Here is a 6582-nt window from a genome sequence, read left to right on the forward strand (position 1 = left end):
AATAATGAACAATTTTTATAAAATATGCCTTGGGTTAGGTTTGATATTTTCTACTTCTTATGCATCAATGGCTCAAAAAGCTACAAAATACAAATGCATGTTGCAGATGACTAATTACATGGGTGAGGGTGCTTACATTGTGGTTTCTTTGGTTGATGCTAAAGGTGCATATGAAAAAACATTATATATAATGGGTTCTGATAAAAAGTGGTATCCAGATTTTAAAGAATGGCATAAGTTTTTTAAGAAAAAACCTACAAATATTAGTGCAATTACAGGCGCATCGGTAACTGGTGGCGATAGAAGCGTAACAACATTTGAAATCGAAGATTCGAAAATTAACAAAGGTTATACTTTACGTTTCGAATCGGCGGTGGAAGATAAAAAATACTACGTTAAAGATTTAGAAGTGCCTTTAACAACAGAAGGACTTGCTGCTAAAACTGAAGGAACTGGTTACATCAGATATGTTCGTTTAAGTGCGAACTAATAAATTTTATAAATGACAATTTCAATTTGGAGATACAGCCACTTAGCACTGGCCGTATCTTCTTTTCTTTTTATAACCCTGGCATCGGTAACTGGAATTATCCTTTCATTTAAACCAATTACCGAAAAAACGCAATCCTACAAGGCTAAAAATTTTAATCAACTTACTATTGCGCAAGTTGTTCCGGCCTTAACAAAAAACTATACCGATATTATTGAGGTTAGTGTAGATTATAACCAATTTATGGTTGTTGATGCAACTGACCTGAACGATAATTCTGGTAAATTTTATATCGATCCGCTTACTGGAAAATCTTTAGGTAAAGTAGGGAAGGAGAACGAGTTTTTTCAATGGATTACTTCGCTTCATCGATCGCTTTTTTTGCATCAGTTAGGTCGATTTTTCGTTGGTTTAACCTCATTCCTGTTATTCCTTATTGCGACTTCAGGTACGGTTCTGATTATTCAGCGCCAGCGAAGTTTGAAAAGATTTTTTTCGAAAATTGTAAAAGATAATTTCGCTCAGTACTATCATGTTGTTTTAGGTCGACTTTTGTTAATTCCCATTATCCTTATTTCGGTTACGGGAACAATAATGTCCTTAAAAACTTTCGAAGTTATTAAAGAACAAAAGATTTCTCATAAGATTGATTTCGATGCGATAAAATCAAATCCTGAAAAAAAAGTTACTGATTTTGATGTTTTTAAAAATACAAAGCTTGCTGATGTTCAATCTATAGAATTTCCTTTTTCTGAAGATGTTGAAGACTATTTTACCCTTAAACTAAGCGATAAGGAAATTACTGTTAATCAACTTACGGGCGAGGTTTTAACTGAAAAACCTTATTCGAAAGCAAAACTGTTAACTACTTTAAGCATGGATTTGCACACAGGCAGAACCAATGCAATTTGGGCAATCATTTTAGCAATAGCTTCCGCAAATATTTTGTTTTTCATTTATTCGGGTTTTGTAATCTGGTGGAAAAGGCGATCTAGTCAGGTTAAAAATAAATACAAATTCGACCAGGCAGAATTCATTATTTTAGTTGGTTCAGAAAATGGCACTACTTTTCGTTTTGCCAAAGCCATTCATCAACAGTTGTTAAAAAGCGGAAAGACTTCTTTTATTGGGCAATTAAATAATTACAAGGTTTTTCCTAAAGCAAAACAGTTAATCGTTTTAACAGCAACTTATGGTTTGGGCGATGCACCAACAAATTCATCTAAATTTATTTCGCTACTGGAGAAATACAAACAATTAAATTCCGTACAGTTTTCTGTTGTTGCTTTTGGCTCTCATGCTTATCCCGATTTTTGCAAATTTGGCTACGAAGTTAATAATGCCTTATCTCATCAGGATTGGGCAAAACCTTTATTGGAAATTCATACCGTTAACGATCGTTCGCCAGAAGAATTTACTAAATGGGCAACTTTATGGGCACAAACATGTGATGTAGAATTAACATCGTTATCTAAACTATTAGAAACGAAACCTGTAAAAATGCAGCAATTCTCAGTTGTAGAAAAAACAGTTTCTACAAATGCTGAAACTTCATTTATTATTCGTTTAAGCCCGAAAAAGAGAATGCGATTTACATCTGGAGATTTGCTTGCAATTTATCCTGCAAACGATTACAGAGAACGCCAATATTCGATTGGCAGAATGGGGAAAGATGTTCAGTTAAGTGTTAAACTCCACGCTGGAGGTTTAGGTTCTGGATTTCTACATAGATTAGAAATAGGACAGGTGCTTAACGCATCTATTATAAAGAACGAACATTTCCATTTCCCATCGAAGGCAAAAACTGTAATCATGATATCCAATGGAACAGGCATTGCACCATTTTTAGGGATGCTCGATCAACATAGTAAAGGAAGAAATATTCATTTTTATTGCGGTTTTAGAAATAAATTATCTTTCGAACTTTATGAAAATGCTTTAAAAACTGAACTGGATAAATTAACTAAGTTAAATGTAGCATATTCGAGAGAAGGTGAAAAACAATATGTAAAAGACTTATTAACTAAAGATGCAGCGTTAGTTTTAAAAGCCTTGAAAAGTGACGGAGTTATTATGCTTTGCGGTTCTTTGAGTATGCAAAATGATATCATAGAATGGTTGGAAATTTTATGTCAACGAGAAGAAAACAGGAGCATTAGTTATTACCAATCGCATGGACAGGTTTTAATGGATTGTTATTAAGAAAATGGTTATCGTCATTTCTATTGAAGTGCAACGGAAAAGTTAAATCCTTTATTTTGACTCACCTAAGAATTTCTTTACTAAAATGTTTTCTTGTAATATTCGAAGTGGCATTTTAGGGAAAAATTTTATAACAATTTCTTCCAGCTGCCTACCGTTTTTTTGCTTAAGTTTTTCGATAAAATAACTTTACCGTCATCGCCAAACATTATACAACTAAATTTAGGAAAGCTATTAATAAACTTTAATCCTGCTTCTTTTCCCAACACCATTATCGAAGTGCTAAAACCATTGGCAAGTTCTGCATCAGGACCAAAAACAGTTACGCTAGTTAAACCAGTTGCTGGGTAGCCCGTTACTGGATTAATGATGTGGGAATAGCGCTTGCCGTTAAAAACAACAAATTTTTCATAACTACCAGACGTTACCACGGCACTGTTGTATAATGGAACGGCAGCAAAAAGTTTATCTTTATGAAAAGGATTGGTTAAACCAACAGTCCAGTTTTGGCCGTTTGGATTCTTGCCCCAGGTACTCATATCGCCAGAACCATTAACAATGCCAGCTTTTATACCTCTTTTTAGCATCATATCTCTACACTGATCAGCAGCATAACCTTCGCCTAAAGCACCAAAACCAATTTTCATGCCTTTAAATTTTAAAAATATGGTTGAGTTAATGCTATCCAGAATGATATTTTTATAGCCAACTTTTTCCACAGATTTTTTTATGGCATCGGGAGTTGGCATTGCCGTCATAGAGCCATCAAATTTCCAAATTTTATCCATTGCAGCAAAGCTGATATCAAATGCACCGCCTGTAATTCTAGAAAGATTTAAAGCTCTTTTAGTGAGTTCTAAAACTTCTTTATCAACCTTAACTGGCTTTTCGCCTGCATTTCTGTTAACCTCCGAAATTTGAGAACTCGGTTTCCAGTCAGAAATTAAAAACTCGATTCGGCTAATTTCGGTAATAACCGTATCAATATTATTTTCTGCTGATAAAGAATCTTTATCAACAATTGTAATATCAAATCGGCTGCCCATCAAAAGAGTAGTTCTGTTTCTCAATACTTGCCCATGGCATATAGAAAATAAAAACAGAAATGAGGTAATTAAACTAATTTTCAAAAGAGAATACTTCATAATTATTGGCAAAGTTAACAAAGGAACATTAATACAACGCTCATTTGTACGTATTTAATTTTTATTTAGAATAATTAAAAATAATTTGTTGTTTCAAAAATTTAATCATTTCTTTGCGCCAACTAAGAATTAATATAAATAAGATGTATAAAAAATTTACCCAAATTTTTAATTGTCTATTACTGTGCCTGTTTTTTGCAGGAACTGTAAGTGCACAATCGCAGAACGGATCGGTATCTGGAACAATCAAAACGAGTGATGGAAATCCAGCTGCTTATGTAAGCGTTGGTTTGAAAAACACAGGAAAAAGAACACAAACAGATGAGAAAGGAAATTTTTTAATCAAGAATGTTGCGCCTGGATCATATATTATCAAAATATCTGCTATAGGAGTTTCTGTACAAGAAAAACAAGTTGCCGTTACAGCGAATCAAGTTTCTCAAATTACTTTCTCTACAACAGAATCTTCGTCTCAATTAGATGAAGTTGCGATAAACGGTTACAGAACGCCAAATAAAAAACCTGTTAATTTGGGTAAAATAGCTATTGCTCCAATGGACTTGCCTCAATCAGTTCAGATTATTGGTAATCAGGTTATAACTGATCAACAAGCAAATCGTTTGAGCGATGTATTAAAAAACGTTAATGGCGTTGCTTTTGGCGAAAACCGTGGTTCGGTAAGTGGTGAAACTTTTTTTGCACGTGGATACAGTTTAGGTGCAAATAACATATTTAAAAATGGTTCTCGTGCAACAAGTGGTGGCATGCCAGAAACAAGTACATTAGAATCTGTTGAGGTTTTAAAAGGTAGTGCAGCGCTATTATATGGTGGTGTTACCGGTGGTGCTGTTGTAAATTTGGTAACTAAAAAACCTAAATTCGAGTACGGTGGCGAGGTTTCGATGAGAGGCGGAAGTTATGACCTATACAAACCAACATTAGATCTTTATGGCCCGATTTCTAAGAAGCTGGCATTCCGTGCTATCGGGACTTATGAAAATGCAGGAAGTTTCAGAAATTCAGTTAAATCTAACAGAATTTATGTTAACCCATCTTTGTTATACAAAATTAGCGAGAAAACTGATATTTTACTACAAGGTGATTATTTGAAAAGTGATATGACACCAGATTTTGGTATAGGTACAGTTAATAATCAAATAATTGATATCGGTCGCGGCGCCTTCGTAAATGCGCCTTGGGCTTATAATCAAACAAATACCGTTACTTCTCAATTAAGTATTAATCATAAATTTAATGATTCGTGGAAAATAAATGTATTAGCTAACATTCAATCCTACAATCGTAATTACTTTAGTGCTGAACGTCCTTTTGCTGATCAGCTTGCTGCAACGGCACTACCTTATGGTTTTGCGCAACGTAATGTTACACGTTCTAAATCAAAAGAATTTACTTATAACGAGCAAATTAATTTAAACGGATCATTTAAAACGGGTTCTATATCGCATACCTTACTGGTTGGTGCAGATGCAGATCAATCTAAAACAACAAGCGGTACTTTTACTTTTAATAATAACCTTACTGCCTTTAATTACGGGAACGTAAATTTACTCGATCCATCTAGTTATTTTGGAAGCGGTATTGAGCCAAGCGCAACTATGACCACTCAAACTTTTGCGCCACTTTATCGTATGGGAACATTTGTACAAGATTTAATTTCGATAACGGATCAATTTAAAGTTCTTGCAGGTGTTCGTTATACTTTCCAAAAAACTCCAAGAACAGTTACTACCAATCTGGCAACTGGTGTGCAAAGCTTAAGTGTAAATAGTTTAGATAAATCAAAAGTTGAAAGTGCTTTCACCCCGAAATTCGGTTTAATTTATCAGCCATTAAAAACAACTTCAATTTATGCAAGTTACGCTAGTAATTTTATTCAAAATACTGGAACCGATATTAATTTAGCACCGCTTGATCCATCAACTGTTGATCAGTACGAAGCTGGAGTTAAAAACGATCTTTTTAAAGGCAGATTATCTGTTAACTTAACCTGGTACAGAATTTCTAATGATAAATTTGCTCAGCAAGCACTTATTAATGCTCAAGGAACTCCAAATGTTGATGCTACAATTAAAGAACTTAACGGAAAAACCTTAAGCGATGGTTTGGAACTAGATATTACTGGAACAATTGTTAAAGGACTAAATTTTATTGCTGGTTATAGCTACAATTTTATCCGCTACACCGAAACTCGTGATCGAACAATTCTTACCGTACCTGCACCTACAGCCACAAACCCTAACGCAACAAGATCTGTAACTGTTGGTGGTACTATTGAAGGACAAAGGTTAGTGGGATCTACAAAAAATACAGCCAATGGAACTTTATTTTATACCTTTCAAGAAGGTAGTATTAAAGGTTTAAAACTTGGCGCTTCAGCCTATTATACAGGCGATCGTAATGGTGGATACAATGATACTAAAATCCAAGCATATAGCAGATTGATTCCTTTAAATTCGTTTACTACGTTTGATTTTTCTGCAGGATATACCTGGAAAAAAGTTTCATTACTTGCCAAAGTTGCAAATATCACAAACGAATTAAACTATTTCGTACATGAAAACTACAGTGTGAATCCAATTCCTCCACGCCAGTTTATGACAACCTTATCGTATAAATTCTAAAAATAATTTTTACGAAAAAAGCCTGCTCAATTAAATGAGGGCACTGAAAAAGTCCCTTGTTAAAAAGGGATAAAAGGGAGTAGAAAGCTAGTTTTTCTACTCC

Annotated in this window: 4 protein-coding genes; 3 read left to right on the forward strand and 1 reads right to left on the reverse strand. The window is 34.3% G+C overall.

What is annotated here, in order from left to right:
• Positions 1-4 precede the first annotated feature (4 nt).
• Complete coding sequence (locus ABD692_RS16710; protein WP_316757935.1) at positions 5-490, forward strand: DUF2271 domain-containing protein; 486 nt, start codon at positions 5-7, stop codon at positions 488-490.
• A 12-nt stretch (positions 491-502) separates the two neighbouring features.
• Positions 503-2692, forward strand: a complete 2190-nt coding sequence (locus ABD692_RS16715; RefSeq protein WP_344768786.1) for a PepSY domain-containing protein — start codon at positions 503-505, stop codon at positions 2690-2692.
• A gap of 128 nt (positions 2693-2820) precedes the next feature.
• Here the strand turns inward: ABD692_RS16715 and ABD692_RS16720 are convergent, their stop codons facing one another.
• On the reverse strand, positions 2821-3837 hold the full coding sequence (locus ABD692_RS16720; protein WP_344768788.1) for an FAD:protein FMN transferase: 1017 nt from the start codon (positions 3835-3837) through the stop codon (positions 2821-2823).
• 143 nt (positions 3838-3980) lie between these two features.
• Here ABD692_RS16720 and ABD692_RS16725 point away from each other — a divergent pair, with 143 nt between their 5' ends.
• Positions 3981-6479 (forward strand): TonB-dependent siderophore receptor, encoded by a 2499-nt coding sequence (locus ABD692_RS16725; protein ID WP_344768790.1) that lies wholly within the window; start codon positions 3981-3983, stop codon positions 6477-6479.
• The last annotated feature ends 103 nt before the right edge of the window (positions 6480-6582 follow it).

Origin of the sequence: Pedobacter ginsengiterrae (assembly GCF_039537385.1) — a bacterium.
Taxonomy (GTDB): domain Bacteria; phylum Bacteroidota; class Bacteroidia; order Sphingobacteriales; family Sphingobacteriaceae; genus Pedobacter; species Pedobacter ginsengiterrae.